The following is a 19,554-nucleotide window of genomic DNA, read 5'->3' as shown; positions in this document are numbered from 1 at the left end:
CTGCCTTAACCCCATCGGGCCACCCCACAGGCTCGCCCGAGATAGAGACGGATGCAGATTATGCACAGGCTAAAGCACGGCCTACTTCAGGCCGCCGGTTGGCTGTTTTACCTAAGTTTACTGATGGGCATCGCCATGGTGTTGCCTACGTCCACGTTCGACTCCGAGTCGAAGGACTTTATCTTCCTGATCGGCTTCATCGGGATCTGGCGTTACTCGATGGGTGCCACGCACTTTCTGCGCGGGATGCTGTTTCTGTACGTGGTTTATCCGCACCTGCGGCGCAAAGTGCGCAAGCTGGGCGCAGCGGCAAACCCGTCTCATGTCTATTTGATGGTGACCAGTTTTCGCATCGACGCGCTGACCACGGCGCAGGTGTACAGCTCGGTGATCCGCGAAGCGATTGACTGCGGTCTGCCCGCCACCATGGTTTGCTCCATCGTCGAAATGTCCGATGAGCTGTTGGTGAAAAGCCTTTGGGCCCGGATGAATCCACCGGATCGGGTCAAGCTCGATTTCGTGCGCATTCCCGGCACCGGCAAACGCGATGGCCTGGCCTACGGTTTCCGCGCCATCTCCCGCCACTTGCCGGACGACCGTGCTGTTGTGGCCGTGATCGATGGCGACACCGTGCTCGCCCCTGGCGTCGTACTCAAGACCGTGCCGTGGTTCCAGCTGTTCGGCAACGTCGGCGGCCTGACCACCAACGAGTTCTGCGAAGTGCGTGGCGGTTACGTCATGGCCGAATGGCACAAACTGCGATTTGCCCAGCGCCACATCAACATGTGCTCGATGGCCTTGTCCAAGCGCGTACTGACCATGACCGGCCGGATGTCGGTGTTTCGCGCGACGGTCGTTACCAACCCGGACTTCATCGCCGACGTGGAAAGCGACTCGCTGCAACATTGGCGCCTGGGTCGCTTCAAGTTCCTGACCGGTGACGACAAGTCGAGCTGGTTCAGCCTGATGCGTCTGGGTTACGACACGTTCTACGTGCCCGACGCCGCGATCCACACCGTGGAACACCCGCCGGAAAAAAGCTTCATCAAGGCCAGCCGCAAACTGATGTTCCGCTGGTACGGCAACAACTTGCGCCAGAACGCCCGTGCCCTGGGCCTGGGGGTTAAACGCCTCGGTTTGTTCACCTCGGTAGTGCTGTTCGATCAGCGCGTGTCGATGTGGACTTCATTGCTGGGCCTGACGGTGGCGATCATTGCCAGCTTCAAGTACGGCACCGCGTTCATCCTGGTTTACCTGCTGTGGATCGGCATTACCCGCCTGATCCTGACCCTGCTGCTGTCGTTGTCCGGTCACCGGATCGGCCCGGCCTACCCGGCGATTCTCTATTACAACCAGATCGTCGGCGCGATGGTGAAGATCTACGTGTTCTTCCGCCTCGACCGACAGTCCTGGAGTCGCCAGCCCACTTCCCTGACCCGTGATCTCGCCAGCTTTCAAGGTTGGTTCAACACTTGGTCGTCTCGGACCATGACCTTCTCCGCCGGCAGCATTTTTGTTGCCGTGCTGCTGATGATGGTCTGACCGAACTCGCCTGAATTAACTAGGAAATCGCCCATATGAATACCGCCGTCAACGCCAACGTAGTGCATGAGTCAGAAGCCCAGCGCCAACACGCCCGAGTGAAAATTCCGGCCAAGCTGCGCTTCTTCGGTCCTGACCGGACCCCGATGGAAGCTCGAGTGCTCGACCTCTCCGCGGGTGGCCTGTCCTTCAACGCCGGTCAGATGCCACTGAAAATCGGCGACGTGTACAAGGCTCGCCTGCAATTCGTCATCGACAACCTCGGCCTGGCCATGGACGTGGAGCTGCAAGTGCGCTCCATCGACCGCCCGACCGGCCGTGTCGGTTGCCAGTTCCAGAACCTCGAACCGCAAGACATCTCGACCCTGCGCCACCTGATCACCTCTCACCTGGCCGGCGACATCGTCAGCATGGGTGAAGTGCTGGCGACCCTGCAGCGCGACAACTTCACCAAGGCGCGCAAGATGAAGGACGGCGGCCATGGCATGACCGCGTTCGGTCGTCTGCGTGCAGTGACCTTCAGCCTGGCGATTTTCCTCGTCGGTCTGGCGGCGTTCGGTTTCATCTTCAAGTCGGTGTACGGCATGTACTTCGTCAGCCACGCACAGGCAGGCCTTGTCAGCGTGCAGGGCATGAACATCACCATGCCGCGTGACGGCACCGTGCAAAGCCTGATCAAAGCGGACGGCGTCGCCGCCAAAGGCGCGCCACTGGCGACCTTCAGCACCAGCATGCTCGACGTACTCAAGGGCCATCTGGACGAAGACCAGCTGCAACCGGCCAAGGTTGAAGAGCTGTTCGGCAAGCAAATGACCGGCACCCTGACCTCGCCGTGCGATTGCACCGTGGCGCAACAAATGGTCGCCAACGGTCAGTACGCCAGCAAAGGCGACGTGATCTTCCAACTGGTGCCGCGCAACAGCGAAGCCAACGTAGAAGCCCGCTTCTCCTATCGCCAGTTCGCCGACGTGCTGCCAGGCAGCTCGGTGCGCTTCCTGATTGCCGGCGAGAACAAATCCCGCACCGGCAAGATCGTCAGCAGCACCAGCCTGAAAAGCGCCGACCTGTCGTCCGACATTCGCGTCCTGATTCAGCCTGACGAGCCGCTGGACAGCAAGTTCGCCGGTCGCCCTGTTGAAGTGAACAGCGATCGTGGCCCGAACCTGAACTGGTTGATCGACAAAGCCATGGCTTCCGGTCTTTAAGTAGAGGACATGCCCGTGACTAGCCCACTCAGAATCCTGCCGGTCCCGCTGACACTGGCCATGGCAATTGCCTTGGCCGGTTGCGCCGGCCTGCCCGACCAGCGTCTGGCCAATGAAGCCCTCAAGCGCGGCGACACCGCGCTGGCGCAGCAGAACTACAAGCAACTGGCAGACCTGGGCTATAGCGAAGCACAGGTTGGCCTCGCCGATATCCAGGTCGACAGCCATGACCCGGCGCAGATCAAGCAGGCCGAGGCGACTTATCGCGCCGCGGCCGATGTCTCGCCGCGCGCCCAGGCTCGCCTCGGTCGTCTGCTGGTGGCCAAACCCGGTTCTACCGAAGCCGAACAGCACGAAGCCGAAGGCCTGTTGAAAAAAGCCGCGGCCAATGGCGAAGGCAATACGCTGATCCCGCTGGCGATGCTGTACCTGCAATACCCGCACAGTTTCCCGAACATCAACGCGCAAAAGCAGATCAGCCAATGGCGCGCCGAAGGCAAGCCGGAAGCGGGTCTGGCCCAAGTGCTGCTCTATCGCACCCAAGGCACTTACGACCAGCACCTGGCCGAAGTCGAAAGCATCTGCAAAGCCGCGTTGAACACCACTGACATCTGCTACGTCGAATTGGCCACCGTTTACCAGAAACAGGCCAAGCCTGAGAAGCAAGCTGAGCTGATCAAGCAGATGCAAGCAGCTCATGCCCGTGGCACCGTTTCCGCTCAGCGCGTCGACAGCGTCGCTCGCGTACTCGGCGATGCAACCCTGGGCAAGACCGACGAGAAAACCGCTCAGTCGCTGCTCGAAGGCATCGCTCCGGGCTACCCCGCCTCCTGGGTCAGCCTCGCGCAATTGCTTTACGACTTCCCGGAACTGGGCGACGTCGACACGATGATGAAGTATCTGAACAACGGCCGCGCCGCCGACCAGCCGCGAGCCGAATTGTTGCTCGGCAAGTTGTATTACGAAGGCAAATGGGTCCCGGCCGACGCCAAAGTCGCCGAAGAACATTTCCAGAAAGCCGTCGGCAAAGAAGTGGCCGCCGATTACTACCTCGGCCAGATCTACCGTCGTGGCTACCTGGGCAAGGTCTATTCGCAAAAAGCGCTGGATCACCTGCTCAAAGCCGCACGTAGTGGCCAGAACAGCGCCGATTTCGCCATTGCCCAATTGTTCTCCCAAGGCCGGGGCACCAAGCCCAACCCGCTTAACGCCTATGTCTTCAGCCAATTGGCCAAGGCTCAGGACACCCCGCAAGCCACCGAGCTTGCAACAACACTTGAAGCCCAACTTCCGCCTGCCCAGCTCGCCGAGGCCCAACGCCTGTTGAAACAAGAACAGGCCGTTCGTGGTTCCTTGAGCCAGAACACGCTGGATATGCATGCCCTGCAAGAAGAAGACGGCGAGGAATCCCTATGAAGTTGAATCCATTCATGAAGGCCGGCATCGGCCTCACGTTCGCGCTGATCTGGTCTTGCCCGACGCTGGCCGCGATCACTGAAACCAAAAACTTCGGCCTCGAAGTGAAAGTTACCGGCCAGTCCGAAGCCGACAGCGACCTCGGCACCAAGAGCGGCGGCGACGTCAACGGCGTCGGCCTCGACCTGCGTCCATGGGTCTATGGCGAGAGCGGCGCGTGGAGCGCCTACGCCATGGGCCAGGCAGTGACCGCCACCGACATCATCGAGACGGACACCTTGCAGGGGACCGCCAGCGACGGCACCACGCCGACCACCAGCAATGATCGCAAGACCAAGAAAAACTACCTGGCGATGCGTGAATTCTGGGTCGGCTACAGCGGCCTCACGCCGTATCCCGGCGAGATGCTCAAGCTCGGTCGTCAACGCCTGCACAACGCCGACGGCCAATGGCGCGACACCAACATCGAAGCCCTGAACTGGACCTTCGACACCACCCTGTTGCGCGCCAACGTCGGCGTCGCCGAGCGCTTCAGTGAGTACCGCACCGACCTCACGGAACTGGCCCCTAAAGACAAGGATCGCCTGCACGTCTACGCCGATGCGGACTATCAGTGGACACCGGGCAACTGGGTCGGCATTCGCGGTCATCACACCCACGATGACGGCAAGCTCGACTACCCACAACCAGGTGTTCCCACCGATTCGCTGGACAAGAAACAGAACGGTGATATCACCTGGCTGGGCCTGACCGCTGACAGTGACGCCTACAACTGGCGCAACACCAACACTGTCAATTACTGGGGCAGCATCACCGGCATGAGCGGCGACACCGACACGGTCAACCCGCTGAACGCCAACGGCACGCCTCCGACCGAAGCCAAACGCGGTCAAGACCTCAATGGCTGGGCCACGGATGTCGGCGTGCGTCTGCGCCTCGATCCGCAATGGCAAGTCGGTGCTGCCTATGCCCGCGCCAGCGCCGAGTACGAACAGAACGGCCTGGAAAGCAACCGCTCGAACTACACCGGTACCCGTTCGCGGGTTCACCGTTTCGGCGAAGCCTACCGTGGCGAAATGCAGAACATGCAGACCGCGACCCTGTTTGGTTCGTGGATGCTCAACGACGAATACGACGCCAGCCTGATCTACCACAAATTCTGGCGCGTCGACGGCAACAAGCCGGTTGGCAGCAACGGCATCAATGCGGTCGAGGACAACACCGACCCTACCGGCGCGATTCTTTCCACCACGTCCCTGCCACTGAACGATGGTGAAAAAGACCTCGGTCAGGAGATGGACCTTGTCGTCACCAAGTACTTCAAGCAAGGCCTGCTGCCTGCCGCGTTGAGCCAGTCGATCGATGAGCCGTCGGCCCTCGTGCGCTTCCGTGGCGGCGTGTTCAAGCCGGGCGATGCCTATGGCAAAGAAGTCGATTCCTACATGCACCGCGCATTCATCGACGTGATCTGGCGCTTCTGATGCGAACCGCGAAGGGAGTGCCCGACATGAACAGTGCAAAGCGAGGTTCGCTAACGCTACTGGCCGGCGCAATGCTGCTGGCCAGCGCCGCAGCCTTCGCCACCGTCGAACCGGTGGTGAAACCGGCTACAACGGCCAAAGGTCTGCAACAGGCCAAGAACTATACCGTCAGCAGCGCGCCAATCGCGCCGCTGGAGCTGGCCAAACCGACACTGCCGGACACTTCCGGCTACACCGCCGAAGCGATTGCCAAAAAGATCGTGCGCACCAAGGCCGGCAAGATCAGCGTGCGCCGGATGATGCAGGAAGACACCCTCAAGGACTTCATCGGCGGCGACAACAAGATGGCTGAGTGGGTGGTGCGTCAGCACGGCATCCCGCAGGCGATCTTTATCGACGACGGCTACATGAACCTCAAGGACCTGACGAAGAAGCTGCCTAAACAGTACTTCAGCGAAACGTCGCCGGGCGTGTTCCTGGCGAAGTTGCCGATCGTGGTTGGCCGTCATGGCATCCTCGAAATCGACAAACAGACCCAGGAATTGCGCCTGTCCCAAGAGTCCGGTTCGTTCCTGGTCAACGACGGCCAGCTGTTTGTGCGCGACACCAAAATCACTGGCTGGCGCGAGAAGGACAATGGGCCGGCGACGTTCAATTCGCCCAAGGAATTCCGTCCGTTCCTGCTGTCCTGGGGCGGCACCGAGACCTACATCGCCAACAGCAAGATCGCCAGTTTCGGTTACGCCAACAGTAAGTCCTACGGCGTGAGTATTTCCCAGTACACGCCGAACATGGCCAAGGTGCTCAAGCGTCCCGAGCCGACTGGCTGGATCGTCGGTTCCGAGTTCTCGGACATGTGGTACGGCTTCTACTGCTATGAAACCCGAGACTTCGTGGTCAAGGGCAACACCTACAAAGACAACATCGTCTACGGCATTGACCCGCATGACCGTTCCCACGGTCTGATCATTGCCGACAACACGGTGTACGGCACGAAGAAGAAGCACGGGATCATCATTTCCCGTGAGGTCAACGACAGCTTCATCTTCAACAACCGCAGCTACGACAACAAGCTTTCGGGTCTGGTGATCGACCGTAACAGCGTCAACAACCTGATCGCCTACAACGAGATCTACAAGAACCACACAGACGGCATCACCCTTTACGAGAGTGCCGACAATCTGCTGTACGGCAACAAGGTGATCAGCAACCGTCGCCACGGCATACGGGTTCGTAACAGCGTGAACATCCGCCTCTACGAAAACCTGTCGATGGCCAACGGCTTGACCGGCGTCTACGGCCACATCAAAGACCTGAGCGACACCGACCGTAACATCAAGCTCGATCCGTTCGACGCCCAGGTGTCGCTGATCGTGGTCGGCGGCGAACTGGCCGGTAACGGCAGCGGCCCGCTGTCCATCGACTCACCGCTGAGCGTCGAGTTGTATCGCGTGTCCATGCTCGCACCGACCAAATCCAGCGGCATCAGCTTCAGCGGGATTCTCGGCGAGCGTCAGGACGAAATTCTCGACCTGCTGGTGCGCCAGCAGAAAGCCGTGCTGATCGACCCTGTCGAACGCCAGACTGAAATGCGGGACTGAGGATAATTTTATGCACTCACACTTGATCAAATTACTCAGCCTGTCGGCCCTGACCGCCGGCATTCTCGCGGCCAGCGGCGGTGTTCGCGCCGACGATGTCCAGGCACCGACATTCAGCGCCGAACCGTGCTGCAACCTGTGCCCTGAAGCGCATGACGCGAAAAACTACACCACGCGTTACCAGCAGAACTTCACCACGCTGGTACAGGCCCAGGGCGATTGGTTGTTCCGTACGCAAGAAGACTTGCGCACCGAATTCGACACCTCCCCCGCCGGCTACAAACGCATGAAAGAACTGCACGATGCGTTCAAGAGCAAAGGCGTGGAGCTCGTTGTTGTTTATCAACCTACTCGTGGCTTGGTGAACCGCAACAAACTGAACCCGGAAGAAAAAGCCAAATACGATTTCGACAAGGCCCTGAAAAACTACAAGGCCATGCTGGGGCGTTTCGCCGCCATGGGCTACGTGGTGCCGGACCTGTCGCCGCTGACCAACGAATCGCTACCTGACACCCTGCCAGCCCACGACTTCTACTTCCGCGGCGACCAGCACTGGACGCCGTATGGCGCCCAGCGCACGGCAAAAATCGTCGGTGAGAAAATCAAGCAAATGCCTGAATTTGCGGGCATTCCAAAACGCGAATTCGAGAGCCACAGGTCGGGTCGCATGGGCAAGACCGGAACGTTACACAACATGGCCGGTCAACTCTGTGGCACCAGCTACGCGATCCAGTACATGGATCAATTCACCACCGAGCCAAAGGGTGAAGCAGCGGATGGCGACCTGTTCGGAGACTCCGGCAATCCGGAGATCACCCTGGTCGGCACCAGCCACAGTGGCAAGAATTACAACTTCGCCGGTTTCCTCGAAGAGGCCATCGGCGCCGACATCCTCAACGTGGCGTTCCCCGGCGGTGGCCTGGAAGGTTCGATGCTGCAGTACCTGGGCAGCGAAGAGTTCCAGACCAAGCCACCCAAGATTCTGATCTGGGAATTCTCGCCGCTCTATCGCCTCGACCAGGAAACCATCTACCGCCAGATGATGGCGCTGCTGGACAACGGTTGCGAAGGAAAGGATGCACAGATGACCGCCAGCACCACATTGAAACCGGGCAAGAACGAATTGTTGGTCAACAGCACGAACCTGAACCTGCAAAACAGCGGTCACCAGGTCGATATCCGTTTCGCCGATCCATCGGTGAAAAAGCTGCAAGCCACCCTCTGGTACATGAACGGTCGCCACGAGGACATCAAGATCGAAAAACCGGAAACCTCCGACACCGACGGGCGTTTCGCCTTTGAGTTGCGCACGGACGATGACTGGGCCTCGCAGAATCTGCTGGCCATCGAAGTCCAGGGCCCTGAAGCAGGTACCGCGCCACAGAAAGTCGAAACGAAAATCTGCAAACGCAACGTGTTCCCTGGCACTGGGCAACGTACCGCTCAGGTTGGGCAATGAGGCAATCTCTTATGACATGCATGCAAACCCGAATGTTGAAAAAACTGATCGCACCCTCCCTGTTGAGTCTGGCGATGTTTGCCGGCGCGACTCAGGCCGCCGCGCCGTTGCGTCCGCCACAGGGTTACTTCGCGCCGATTGAAAAAGTCAAAACCGGCGACAAGAGCGAAGGCTGTGATGCCATGCCGACGCCGTACACCGGCTCGCTGCAATTTCGCAGCAAGTACGAAGGCTCCGACAAGGCCCGTTCGACCCTGAACGAGGTCTCGGAAAAAGCCTTCCGCGACAGCACCGCCGACATCACCAAACTGGAGCGCGGCACCAGCAAGCGCGTGATGCAGTTCATGCGTGACGGTCGCCCGGAACAGCTCGAATGCACCCTGAACTGGTTGACGTCCTGGGCCAAGGCCGACGCGTTGATGTCCAAGGACTTCAACCACACCGGCAAATCCATGCGCAAGTGGGCATTGGGCAGCATGGCGTCTGCGTACATTCGCCTGAAGTTCTCCGACTCGCATCCGTTGGCAACCCATCAGCAAGAGTCGCAGTTGATCGAGGCCTGGTTCAGCAAAATGGCTGATCAGGTGGTCAGCGATTGGGACAACTTGCCGCTGGAACAAACCAACAATCACTCGTACTGGGCTGCCTGGTCGGTGATGGCAACTTCGGTCGCCACCAACCGCCGCGACCTGTTCGACTGGTCGGTGAAGGAATACAAGGTCGGCGCCAATCAGGTCGACGCCCAGGGTTTCCTGCCCAACGAACTCAAGCGCCAACAGCGCGCCCTCGCCTATCACAACTATGCCTTGCCGCCGCTGGCGATGATCGCCAGTTTCGCCCAGGTCAACGGTGTGGACTTGCGTCAGGAAAACAACGGTGCCTTGAAACGCTTGGGTGATCAGGTGCTGGCCGGGGTTAAAGACCCGGCGATCTTCGAGAAGAAGAACGGCAAGGAACAGGACATGACCGATCTCAAGATCGACTCGAAATTTGCCTGGCTCGAACCGTTCTGCACGCTCTACACCTGCCCGGCCGATGTGCTGGAACAGAAGCACAAGATGCAGCCGTTCAAGACCTTCCGCCTCGGCGGTGACCTGACCAAGGTCTTCGACCCGGCCAACGAAAAAGGCAACAAGGGCTCCTAGGAAAAATACAAAACCTGTGGGAGCGGGCTTGCCCGCGATGGCGGTCTGACATTCAACATTGATGTCGACTGATCCACCGCTATCGCGGGCAAGCCCGCTCCCACAGGTTCAGTGTCGAGTTTGAGTTTTGTGTGTTACGCCCTCCGGATTTCGGTGGGGGGTTTGGGGGGGCTGCGGCCCTTGACTGTTGGTTAAACACGGAGAGATCGGGATGGTATTTTCATCCAACGTATTCCTGTTTTTGTTCTTGCCGATCTTTCTCGGCTTGTACTATTTGAGCGGAATACGCTATCGCAACCTGCTGCTGCTGATCGCCAGCTATGTGTTCTATGCCTGGTGGCGCGTGGACTTCCTTGCGCTGTTCGCGGCCGTCACGCTATGGAACTACTGGATCGGCCTCAAAGTCGGTGCCGCGGGCGTTCGGACCAAACCGGCCCAACGCTGGCTGCTGCTCGGCGTGGCAGTCGACTTGTGCATCCTGGGCTACTTCAAGTACGCCAACTTCGGCGTCGACAGCATCAACGCGATGATGACTTCGGTCGGTCTGTCGCCGTTCATCCTGACCCACGTGCTGTTGCCGATCGGGATCTCGTTCTACATCTTCGAGTCCATCAGCTACATCATCGACGTGTACCGTGGCGACACCCCGGCCACTCGCAACCTGATCGACTTTGCCGCTTTCGTGGCGATCTTCCCGCACCTGATCGCCGGCCCGGTCCTGCGTTTCCGCGACCTCGCCGACCAGTTCAACAACCGCACCCACACCCTCGACAAGTTCTCCGAGGGCTGCACGCGGTTCATGCAGGGTTTCATCAAGAAGGTCTTCATCGCCGACACCCTCGCGGTGGTGGCTGACCATTGCTTCGCCTTGCAACACCCGACCACGGGCGATGCCTGGCTCGGCGCGCTGGCCTACACCGCGCAGCTGTATTTCGACTTCTCCGGTTACAGCGACATGGCCATCGGCCTGGGCTTGATGATGGGTTTCCGCTTCATGGAAAACTTCAAGCAGCCGTACATCAGCCAGTCGATCACCGAGTTCTGGCGCCGCTGGCACATCAGTCTGTCCACCTGGCTGCGTGACTACCTGTACATCACGCTGGGCGGCAACCGCAAAGGCACGCTGATGACCTATCGCAACCTGTTCCTGACCATGCTGCTCGGTGGTCTGTGGCACGGCGCGAACATCACCTACATCGTCTGGGGTGCGTGGCACGGCATGTGGCTGGCGATCGAGAAGGCCCTGGGCCTGAACACTTCGCCGCGCAGCATCAACCCGATCCGCTGGGCGCTGACGTTCCTGCTCGTGGTGATGGGCTGGGTGATCTTCCGCTCGGAAAACCTGCACGTTGCCGGTCGCATGTACGGCGCAATGTTCAGCTTCGGCGAATGGTCGCTGTCGGAACTCAACCAGGCCAGCCTCACTGGTCTGCAAATCGCAACCCTGGTGGTGGCGTACGTGACCCTGGCGTTCTTCGGCATCCGCGATTTCTACACCAACCGGCCGCCTGAGAAGACCAAACCTGTTGTGAACGTCGAGGCTGACGGCCCGGCCACGGCAACACCTGGAATGATCAAAGCGGCACCGGGCGAGAACCCGGCGAGCATCCACGAACCTGGCTACACCGTCGGTGTTGAAGCGACTGTGCAACCGGCCTACTGGACCGCGGACTGGTCACGCTACGTGATGCGCACGCTGGTACTGGTGCTGTTCATCGCTTCGATTTTCAAACTCTCGGCGCAAAGCTTCTCGCCGTTCCTTTACTTCCAGTTCTGAGGGATCTGACCATGACCCGCTCATTACGCATCCTCTACATCGCCCTGTTCCTGCTGATTCTGCTGGTGCTGGGCGTGTGGTCCACGCGCAGTTTCTTCGGCTTCAATACGTCGGCCGAAACCACAGTGCTCAATGGTCGCTGGACCAAAGCCGTCGAGACTCACTACGACGCCGAGTTCCCGATCAAGCGTCTTGGCACCAACCTCTGGGCCGCGCTGGATTTCAAACTGTTCAACGAAGGTCGTCCAGGCGTTGTGCTCGGTCGCGATCAGTGGTTGTACAGCGATGAAGAATTCAACCCGATCGTCAACGAAGAGTTGAACCTGCAAGGCAACTACGCACTCGTAGAAGGCGTGCGCCAGGAACTGAAAGCCAAGGGCGTGAAACTGGTGATGGCGATTGTGCCGGCCAAGACTCGCCTGTACCCGGAACACCTGGGCGAGGTGAAGCCTTCAAGCATTCACGCCAACCTCTATGAAGACTTCCACGCTCGCGTGGCAGCCGACAAGATCCTTGCGCCCGACCTCTATGGCCCGATGCTCAAGGCCAAGCTGGACGGTCAGCAAGTGTTCCTGCGCACCGACACCCACTGGACTCCACAAGGCGCGCAAATCGCCGCCGAGACCCTGGCCAAAACGATTACTGACGAAGCCCCGCTTAGCGGCGAGCCGCAAAACTTCGTGACGACACCTGCGGAGAACGTGACACACAAGGGCGACCTGCGCTTGTTCCTGCCACTGGACCCGTTGTTCGAAAACATGATGCCGGCGCAAGAACCACTGCAAAAGCGCAACACCGTTGCGGTTGATGCTCAGCCTGCCGGCGACGACGCGCTGTTTGCCAACACCGACGTGCCGGTGGCCCTGATCGGCACCAGCTACAGCGCCAACCCTAACTGGAACTTCGTCGGTGCGCTGAAACAAGCGCTGCACAGCGACGTGGTCAATTACGCCGAAGACGGCCACGGTCCGATTCTGCCGATGCTCAGCTATCTGAAAAGCGACGCTTTCAAGAACAGCCCGCCTCAGGTGCTGATCTGGGAATTTCCTGAACGTTATCTGCCTGTGAACAACGAAATTGGTGACGCCGACCCGCAGTGGGTCGCAGAGCTCAAAGAAGCTGGCGTTCGCCAACAAAACGTAGCTGCAAACACTAAATCCGAGACGCCCGACCGGGCGCAAAACTGAAAGAGAGGTACTACCATGACTTTCACTACTACTCCTCGCCGTCTCGCCAAGACTCTTGCTCTGGTTGCTGGCATGAGCGTGCTGTCCATGCAGGCTTTCGCCGGTGGCGACTCCGCACTCTACGGCCCGACCGCACCGAAAGGTTCGAGCTTTGTGCGTATCTACAACGCCGGTAACGCTGAAGTCAGCGCCACCGTCGGCACTACCAACCTGAGCGACGTCGCGCCGTTGTCCAGCAGCGACTTCAGCTTCATGCCGGGCGGCGACTACAGCGCCAAGGTCGGCAGCCAGACCCTGCCAGTGAAACTGGCCGGCGATCACTATTACACCCTGGTCAACAACGCCAGCGGCGCGCCACAACTGATCGAAGAACCGCCGTTCAAGAACAAGCAGAAATCCCTGGTTCGTGTGCAGAACCTGAGCGACAAGGCACTGACCCTGAAAACCGCCGACGGCAAGACCGAAGTGGTTCCCTCCGTTGCGGCCAAGAGTCGTGGCGAGCGTGAAATCAACCCGGTGAAAGTCAGCCTGGCGCTGTATGACGGCGCGACCAAAGTCGGCGACGTGAAGCCGGTTGCGCTGGAACGCGGTGAGGCCGCCGTGCTGTACGTCACCGGCAGCGGCAGCAGCCTGTCGCCAGTCTGGGTTAAACGCCCGGTCTCGACGCGCTAAGCATTTTGCCCGACTGACGCAGCTCCCAATGTGGGAGCGAGCCTGCTCGCGATTGCGGTCTGACATCCAACATCGATGTCGACTGGCATTCAGTCATCGCGAGCAGGCTCACTCCTACAAGGAGCGAGGTGTCAGTCGGGACACGGAATAAGAACAAGAGTGAAACGACAGAACGCAGTAGCTCTGACCCATACGATTTTCAAGGAGTAACAACATGATTCCAGTGATCTTGTCCGGTGGTAGTGGCTCACGTCTTTGGCCGCTTTCCCGTAAACAGTTCCCTAAGCAATTCCTGGCCCTGACCGGCGAGCACACGCTGTTCCAGCAAACCCTGGAACGCCTGGTATTCGAAGGCATGGACACCCCGATCGTGGTCTGCAACAAGGACCATCGCTTCATCGTCAACGAGCAACTGGCCAACCGCAAGCTGGAAACCCAGCGCATCCTGATGGAACCGTTCGGCCGCAACACCGCGCCGGCAGTGGCCCTGACCGCGATGATGCTGATCAATGAAGGCCGTGACGAGTTGATGCTGGTGCTGCCGGCCGACCACGTGCTGGAAGACCAGAAAGCCCTGCAACGCGCCCTGGCCCTGGCCACTGTCGCTGCCGAAAACGGCGAAATGGTACTGTTCGGCGTACCGGCCACCAAACCGGAAACCGGTTACGGCTACATCAAGTCGACCAATGATTCGCTGCTGCCGGAAGGCGTCAGCCGTGTCTCGCATTTCGTCGAAAAACCAGACGTCAAGCGCGCCACCGAATTCGTCCAGTCCGGCGGCTACTTCTGGAACAGCGGCATGTTCCTGTTCCGCGCCAGCCGCTTCCTGGAAGAACTGAAAAAACACGATCCGGACATCTACGACACCTGCCTGCTGACCCTTGAGCGCAGCGAACAGGATGCCGACACCATCACCATCGACGAAGCTACCTTCGCCTGCTGCCCGGACAATTCCATCGACTACTCGGTGATGGAAAAAACCCAGCGCGCCTGCGTCGTGCCACTGACCGCTGGCTGGAGCGATGTCGGTTGCTGGGCATCGCTGTGGGAAGTGAATGAAAAAGATGCCAACGGCAACGTCACCAAAGGCGACGTGGTCATCCAGGACAGCAAAAACTGCATGATCCACGGCAACGGCAAACTGGTGTCGGTGATCGGCCTGGAAAACATCGTGGTCGTCGAAACCAAGGACGCCATGATGATCGCCCACAAGGACTCGGTCCAAGGCGTGAAACAAATGGTCAACACCCTCAACGCGCAGGGCCGTACCGAAACCCAGAACCACTGCGAAGTCTATCGTCCGTGGGGCTCCTACGATTCGGTGGACATGGGTGGCCGCTTCCAGGTCAAGCACATCTCGGTCAAACCGGGCGCGTGCCTGTCGCTGCAAATGCACCACCACCGCGCCGAACACTGGATCGTGGTCAGCGGCACGGCTGAAGTGACCTGCGACGACAACGTGTTCCTGCTCTGCGAGAACCAGTCGACCTACATCCCGATCGCTTCGGTTCACCGTCTGCGCAACCCGGGCAAGATTCCACTCGAGATCATCGAAGTGCAATCGGGCAGCTATCTGGGTGAAGACGATATCGAGCGTTTTGAAGATATCTACGGTCGCTCGACCCCGGTCGAACGCGGCGTGTCGGTGAAAACCATCGCGCAGTAAGCGTCAAGTAAACTAAAAGCCCCCGTCCAGTCCGCTGCGAATCCCCATCCGCAGCGGGTTGGTCGGGGGCTTTTTACATCTGGGTCGTTATCGTTAAAAAGGTTTCCACTCGGTGCTTTTCGCCTCCCTGTAGGCAACGATGTAGGCACTCGGAATCGGTGTAATAAAGGTCATTTCCACTGTCATCGGCGGAATCATCGCCACGAATTTCGACTGGTCAAGGGTTGACCCGCTCATCAAAAGTCTCGCATGCAGTCGGCCTTTGGGTATGAATTCGAAGGACGTATTGAGCCCCAGCGTCTGATCATTGATGGCTCGCTCCGCAAGACCCGGAATTTCCATCCGGTACAGGTAGGCCCTTGTGTCACCGTAACCCCCTGAATTTTCATCCATGCCAGTGGATACGTACCCGGGAACAGGACTTCTAACGTGCTCCTGGGACAAAGTGTTCATGGATTTGCCCACCACGGCCTGTCTGAACTCATCCTTGATTTCGGGTCCCCTGTTATCTCTCGGGAAAAAACCACCCGCTTTACGGATTGTCTCGGGGGAACGATCGTCCCCCCTCATGGCGATGACGGCGCCTGATGGGCCAAGCAACAATTGATGTGAGCCCGCATTCATTGAACCACCGGCATAGGCAGGAAGCGCTCTATTTGACTTGACCGCGGTCGGCAGCGATATCGGTGGCGGTCTTTGAGGTGCGACCGCTGCACTCGAGGGCTGAACCGTCAATGCCGAATGGGGCCGAAACGGCCGCAATGGCACCACCGGCTTAACTGCAACCGGTGCATTAACAGACGATTGGGGAGGCCATGCGGGGACCCGAGGCTTATCGTTATTGGGTGCGAGCCCATCCGGATCGACCAACCCTGTCGGATTGTTTCGAACCATGCAGTAAAGGTTGAGACCGTCAATGGCCAAGGCCGGATCGGGACTGAGCCAACGCTGCAACCACGATATGTAGTATCGAAAACCGTAGTAATAAAGACTTGTCGCATCGCGTTCCTTACCCGAATAGCGAATGGTTTTATAGTCGACGTCCGAACCGGTAAACCATGCAGTTTCGCCGAAGGGATAAAAGACTTCCTGACTGATGATGTGTGCATCATCGGTCAATTCCACCGTGCAAGACGTCAGGTGATCGACCAGGTTGTACCGGTATTGATCGTTGACCCCGGACGGTGGGTCGCTTTCCCAATGCAACACCCGAACCGTATTGAGTCCGGCCTGCGCGGTGATGACGTGCAACACTTCTCCAGTGCCACTGTCAGTGCGCAGTTCCAACCCTTGCAGGTAACGCACTTCGGCTTTTACGGTGCGGGCATTGGTCTGCAATGAACGAATCTTGCGCACTCGCTGGCCGCCGGTATCGTAGAAATAATATTCACAGTCATTACGTTCGGAGTCACGTTCCACCGGGCTGACCGAGTGCAATTGATTGCGCAGGTCCCACGTCAAAAACCGTCCCTGATCCAGCTCCAGTAAATTGCCCCGGGCGTCGAATGCCGCTGCGATGTCGTCTTCGGACGGCGGTCTGCCGTTGCGCCAGGGAAGACAGCGATTGCTGTACCGGGCAGCTTCTAGTTGACGCCCCGGGTTTTGTGCGCCGACGTGTTCCAGCTTCACCAAGTTGTCGCCGTCGTCATAGCTGTAGGTCTGGCTGTAGGTACTGAGCGCCGCAGGATCGTTGCGCCCCACCGATGCAGGCCCTTTGTTGGGAGCTCCCGCCTCCCGGCCCGTCGAGCCGATCAATCGGCCAAGGCTGTCATAGATAAAGCGACTGACAGGATTAATACGCTGGTTGTTGAAAAAACGCACCGCCTGCGCCTTGTCTTCGATACTCAGAACATTGCCCATGCGGTCATAGGCGTAGACCAGATGTTGCAGCGCGTCGGTGTGCTCGCCGTGCGTGCGCAGCTCCATCAGGCGACCGTCTTCAGGACTATATTTTAGGGCGGTGCTTATGTTTTTACCCGACACTTGGTGAGTGATCTTCCCCTGGGCGTTGTACTCAATCTCCCGGACCAGCGTTTGCCACGTGAGCTTGCCGGCCAGTTTGAGTGCGCTCTGGCGCAACCGACCATCACGGGTGAAGGCAAACCTCTGGGTATTCTGCCGGGCATCGATACTTTCCAGCACATCACCATGCGGCCCGTAACGCCACGTCGAGATTGCGCCCTCGCCCGGCTCCAGTAATGCCTGACGCTCGACAATCGGCTCCGGCCAATCAGGGGCAACGGCGTCCAAAGTGAAGTGTTGAACCTGCCTTGTGCACGGGCCAGTGATCGCGAACGACTCAAACAGCACGGTCCCGCCCGGGCCATCCTGGCGAATCAGTTGCCCGCATTGGTTATGATCCTGGGCGCTCGGTTCGGCACGACCATATTCCATGCGTTCAGCACAACGTCGTGGTTCGGTGGCCAGGTGTTCGAACACCGCGATAGGCCGAAGCAGGTCGTCGTATTCGACCTCGCGTCGTATCCCGCGACTGTCCCAGCTGAACAGCACCTGATCGGCCAGGCCAAACAGACTGACTGTCGAGCCGGCATCGACACTGTTCGTGCAAACGGGATGGCCAAGCAGCGAATGCACTGTCGTGAGGTTGGCGGGGACTGCGGGGTCGTCCTTGTGTAACGCCCACAGCCGAGGGTCCCACTGTTTTATCGGGAAACCCGCGGCATCGTGGAGCATGCGATTGAATCGCGCCTGAGCGCAGATGCCTTCAACCTCACGCCAATAATCAACCGAACAGACGGCCAATCCCCGCGGATCGAAAACAGACACTTTGGGTGTGTTGTAGTGCATTCCCATCGTCGAGGCCGGCATGCCCTGGACGTCCTTTTTTTGCCAATGGCCATCTAATCGTCGCGGTGATGGCCTGGCTACTGTCAGAAATTACAGTAGCGACCAACGGTACATCCACTTGAACCGCGAATGTCCATTCCCGCGGCCCTTCGGTAGGATGGTGGTCATGAGTTCAAGGAGCGATAAAACATGTTCATCGGCGTCTTGCTGGTCATTACCTGGCTGATCCTGTTGCTGCGCTACCCGGCCAAGGCATTGCCGGTCTCTGTGGCGGCCGCCATCGGGCTGGGCCTGGTGGCCACGTGGGTAATCTGGTTGGACAACCGCGAGGTCAAGCAACTGGCACGCCTTGAACTGCGCATTACCTACGCCCCCGAGCAATGCCCGGCCGACCGTCCCTTGCAACTGAAAATGAACAATGGCAACGACGTGCCGCTCACCGAGTTGCGCTGGCGCATCGCCGCGTACGCGCCGGGCGATACGGTCAACCTGGCCGACAATCAATACGCCGCACCGCGCTATCGCGGCCCCGGCGAACTGCAGGCCGGCGCCAACTGGGAAGACTGTCTGCCGTTGCCGCCGCTGCGCCCCGGTTATCGCCCGCAAACCCTGGAGTTTCGCGCCGAACATTTGCAAGGTAGTTTCTCGGACTAATCTTCCCTATTTCTATTGCACAAGGACCGCGCCATGCCTGTTGCGTTGATTACCGGTTGTTCCAGTGGCATTGGCCGCGCCCTGGCCGATGTGTTCAAAAGTGCCGGATACGAAGTCTGGGCCAGTGCGCGCAAGACTGAAGACGTCGCGGCGCTGACCGCCGCCGGTTTTACGGCCGTGCAACTGGACGTCAACGACGCCGCCGCGCTTGAACAACTGAGCGAGCAGATCAATCAACAACGTGGCGGCCTTGACGTGCTGATCAACAACGCCGGTTACGGCGCCATGGGCCCGTTGCTCGACGGCGGTGTGCCGGCGATGCAGCGGCAGTTCGAAACCAACGTCTTTGCCATTGTCGGCGTGACCCGGGCAATGTTCCCGGTGCTGCGCCGCGCCAAAGGCCTGGTGGTGAACATCGGCAGCGTTTCCGGGGTGTTGGTCACGCCGTTCGCCGGTGCGTATTGCGCCTCTAAAGCGGCGGTGCATGCCTTGAGCGATGCGTTGCGCATGGAGCTGGCGCCGTTCGGGGTTCGCGTGATGGAGGTCCAGCCGGGCGCCATCGAATCCAGTTTCGCCAAGAATGCCGGCCATGAAGCGGAACAATTGATCACCGAACAATCGCCGTGGTTTCCGCTGCGTGAAGGCATTCGCGCGAGGGCCAAGGCCTCTCAGGATAAACCGACACCGGCCAGGGAATTTGCCGAGGGTTTGCTCAAAGCCGTGCAACACAGCAACCCGCCGCGCCTGATTCGCCTGGGCAATGGCAGCCGGGCGTTGCCGCTGTTGGCCGGGTTGTTGCCCAAAGGGTTGTTGCAGGCGGGGTTGATGAAGCGGTTTGGGTTGCGCGGGCAGTTGTAAGCAATTACAGCCACCACCTGATAAAACGCCGAGGGGATGCCATAATCGACGCCTTTGTATCAACCGACTGACCCTAAAAGGGC

14 protein-coding genes are annotated in these 19,554 nt (G+C 59.2%); 13 read left to right on the top strand and 1 reads right to left on the bottom strand.

What is annotated here, in order from left to right; all coding sequences use genetic code 11:
* Positions 1–60: 60 nt before the first annotated feature.
* The 11 genes from alg8 to QRN31_RS06740 all read left to right on the top strand — a co-directional run bounded on the left by alg8 (position 61) and on the right by QRN31_RS06740 (position 15,151).
* Positions 61–1,542 (top strand): mannuronan synthase, encoded by a 1,482-nt coding sequence (alg8, locus tag QRN31_RS06790; protein ID WP_414923780.1) that lies wholly within the window; start codon positions 61–63, stop codon positions 1,540–1,542.
* Positions 1,543–1,577: 35 nt separating this feature from the next.
* The gene (locus QRN31_RS06785; protein WP_285430956.1) at positions 1,578–2,747 is read left to right on the top strand and encodes an alginate biosynthesis protein Alg44; all 1,170 of its coding nucleotides are present in this window, start codon (positions 1,578–1,580) and stop codon (positions 2,745–2,747) included.
* A gap of 9 nt (positions 2,748–2,756) precedes the next feature.
* Entirely contained in the window at positions 2,757–4,163 is a 1,407-nt protein-coding gene (gene algK, locus QRN31_RS06780) for an alginate biosynthesis TPR repeat lipoprotein AlgK (protein WP_285430955.1), read from the top strand.
* Entirely contained in the window at positions 4,160–5,644 is a 1,485-nt protein-coding gene (locus tag QRN31_RS06775) for an alginate export family protein (protein ID WP_285430954.1), read from the top strand. The genes algK and QRN31_RS06775 overlap by 4 nt, the downstream gene beginning before the upstream one ends.
* A 26-nt stretch (positions 5,645–5,670) precedes the next feature.
* The gene (algG, locus tag QRN31_RS06770; protein ID WP_285430953.1) at positions 5,671–7,245 is read left to right on the top strand and encodes a mannuronan 5-epimerase AlgG; all 1,575 of its coding nucleotides are present in this window, start codon (positions 5,671–5,673) and stop codon (positions 7,243–7,245) included.
* Positions 7,246–7,255: 10 nt separating this feature from the next.
* Positions 7,256–8,704, top strand: a complete 1,449-nt coding sequence (locus QRN31_RS06765) for an alginate O-acetyltransferase (protein WP_285430952.1) — start codon at positions 7,256–7,258, stop codon at positions 8,702–8,704.
* An 11-nt stretch (positions 8,705–8,715) separates the two neighbouring features.
* Complete coding sequence (locus tag QRN31_RS06760; RefSeq protein ID WP_414923853.1) at positions 8,716–9,849, top strand: mannuronate-specific alginate lyase; 1,134 nt, start codon at positions 8,716–8,718, stop codon at positions 9,847–9,849.
* A 211-nt stretch (positions 9,850–10,060) separates the two neighbouring features.
* Positions 10,061–11,626 (top strand): MBOAT family O-acyltransferase, encoded by a 1,566-nt coding sequence (locus QRN31_RS06755; RefSeq protein WP_285430951.1) that lies wholly within the window; start codon positions 10,061–10,063, stop codon positions 11,624–11,626.
* Positions 11,627–11,637: 11 nt separating this feature from the next.
* Positions 11,638–12,813, top strand: coding sequence for an alginate O-acetyltransferase (locus tag QRN31_RS06750; protein WP_285430950.1), 1,176 nt, complete (start codon positions 11,638–11,640; stop codon positions 12,811–12,813).
* A gap of 15 nt (positions 12,814–12,828) precedes the next feature.
* Positions 12,829–13,485, top strand: a complete 657-nt coding sequence (locus QRN31_RS06745; RefSeq protein ID WP_285430949.1) for an alginate O-acetyltransferase AlgF — start codon at positions 12,829–12,831, stop codon at positions 13,483–13,485.
* A gap of 214 nt (positions 13,486–13,699) precedes the next feature.
* The gene (locus QRN31_RS06740; RefSeq protein ID WP_285430948.1) at positions 13,700–15,151 is read left to right on the top strand and encodes a mannose-1-phosphate guanylyltransferase/mannose-6-phosphate isomerase; all 1,452 of its coding nucleotides are present in this window, start codon (positions 13,700–13,702) and stop codon (positions 15,149–15,151) included.
* 93 nt (positions 15,152–15,244) lie between these two features.
* On the opposite strand, the gene QRN31_RS06735 is transcribed toward QRN31_RS06740, so the two are convergent.
* Positions 15,245–17,980 (bottom strand): RHS repeat domain-containing protein, encoded by a 2,736-nt coding sequence (locus QRN31_RS06735; RefSeq protein WP_285430947.1) that lies wholly within the window; start codon positions 17,978–17,980, stop codon positions 15,245–15,247.
* A 168-nt stretch (positions 17,981–18,148) separates the two neighbouring features.
* Between QRN31_RS06735 and QRN31_RS06730 the strand changes: the two genes are divergently transcribed.
* Complete coding sequence (locus tag QRN31_RS06730) at positions 18,149–18,613, top strand: multidrug transporter (protein ID WP_285430946.1); 465 nt, start codon at positions 18,149–18,151, stop codon at positions 18,611–18,613.
* A 33-nt stretch (positions 18,614–18,646) separates the two neighbouring features.
* Complete coding sequence (locus QRN31_RS06725; protein ID WP_285430945.1) at positions 18,647–19,471, top strand: SDR family oxidoreductase; 825 nt, start codon at positions 18,647–18,649, stop codon at positions 19,469–19,471.
* Positions 19,472–19,554: the final 83 nt, after the last annotated feature.

This window comes from Pseudomonas sp. fls2-241-R2A-110 (genome assembly GCF_030209165.1).
Lineage (GTDB): Bacteria > Pseudomonadota > Gammaproteobacteria > Pseudomonadales > Pseudomonadaceae > Aquipseudomonas.
This window is presented reverse-complemented; position numbering and strand designations above follow the sequence as displayed.

Bases quoted from the DNA above. Each gene is read 5' to 3' on its own strand.
- alg8 (WP_414923780.1), top strand. From the start codon at position 61: ATGCACAGGCTAAAGCACGGCCTACTTCAGGCCGCCGGTTGGCTGTTT.
- QRN31_RS06785 (WP_285430956.1), top strand. From the start codon at position 1,578: ATGAATACCGCCGTCAACGCCAACGTAGTGCATGAGTCAGAAGCCCAG.
- algK (WP_285430955.1), top strand. From the start codon at position 2,757: ATGCCCGTGACTAGCCCACTCAGAATCCTGCCGGTCCCGCTGACACTG.
- QRN31_RS06775 (WP_285430954.1), top strand. From the start codon at position 4,160: ATGAAGTTGAATCCATTCATGAAGGCCGGCATCGGCCTCACGTTCGCG.
- algG (WP_285430953.1), top strand. From the start codon at position 5,671: ATGAACAGTGCAAAGCGAGGTTCGCTAACGCTACTGGCCGGCGCAATG.
- QRN31_RS06765 (WP_285430952.1), top strand. From the start codon at position 7,256: ATGCACTCACACTTGATCAAATTACTCAGCCTGTCGGCCCTGACCGCC.
- QRN31_RS06760 (WP_414923853.1), top strand. From the start codon at position 8,716: ATGACATGCATGCAAACCCGAATGTTGAAAAAACTGATCGCACCCTCC.
- QRN31_RS06755 (WP_285430951.1), top strand. From the start codon at position 10,061: ATGGTATTTTCATCCAACGTATTCCTGTTTTTGTTCTTGCCGATCTTT.
- QRN31_RS06750 (WP_285430950.1), top strand. From the start codon at position 11,638: ATGACCCGCTCATTACGCATCCTCTACATCGCCCTGTTCCTGCTGATT.
- QRN31_RS06745 (WP_285430949.1), top strand. From the start codon at position 12,829: ATGACTTTCACTACTACTCCTCGCCGTCTCGCCAAGACTCTTGCTCTG.
- QRN31_RS06740 (WP_285430948.1), top strand. From the start codon at position 13,700: ATGATTCCAGTGATCTTGTCCGGTGGTAGTGGCTCACGTCTTTGGCCG.
- QRN31_RS06735 (WP_285430947.1), bottom strand. From the start codon at position 17,980: ATGCCGGCCTCGACGATGGGAATGCACTACAACACACCCAAAGTGTCT.
- QRN31_RS06730 (WP_285430946.1), top strand. From the start codon at position 18,149: ATGTTCATCGGCGTCTTGCTGGTCATTACCTGGCTGATCCTGTTGCTG.
- QRN31_RS06725 (WP_285430945.1), top strand. From the start codon at position 18,647: ATGCCTGTTGCGTTGATTACCGGTTGTTCCAGTGGCATTGGCCGCGCC.